General features: G+C 47.8%; 1 protein-coding gene and 1 pseudogene. Both read right to left on the bottom strand.

Annotated elements, in window-relative coordinates; genetic code table 11:
- On the bottom strand, nt 1-68 hold a 68-nt coding region (locus tag CIK04_RS35715), incomplete at its 3' end, for a lipoprotein (protein WP_176463439.1).
- Nucleotides 69-185: 117 nt separating this feature from the next.
- Nucleotides 186-448: pseudogene (locus tag CIK04_RS26490) on the bottom strand (FAD-dependent oxidoreductase); the annotation flags it as partial.

The raw sequence follows: 448 nt of genomic DNA, 5'->3' as shown, positions 1-448 counted from the left end.
GTGTAAGCTCCATTGCTGCAAGCGGTCAGGGCTAAGGTGGCGCAAATCGTTAAAATGAGTTTTTTCATCCTGTACACCTACTGTTCCCAAAAGGGCGTTATCCGCACGAATCCATAAACATTAAAGTACTAAAAGAAAAAAGGTTGGTGATCGCTCACCAACCTCTCATAACACACCGATAGATATTAGAGTTCGAGATAATCTAATATGCCTTCCGCGGCTTACGGCCTTCATCAATGGCCGTGACCACCAAATCGGAACCGCGCACCGCATCGCCACCGGCAAAAATCTTCTCATTGCTGGTTTGGAATTGGTAAGTCTGTTTCGCGGCTGCTTTGATGCGACCCCATTGATCGAGTTCAACCCCATAGGGTTCCAACCAACTCATTTGATGGGGTTGGAAGCCAAAGGCCATGATCACCACATCGGCTGGTAACACATGCTCACT

The sequence above is a fragment of the Vibrio sp. 03_296 genome, from assembly GCF_002265885.1.
Note: the sequence above shows the minus strand (reverse complement) of the source record. Positions and strands in the feature narration are given on the sequence as shown.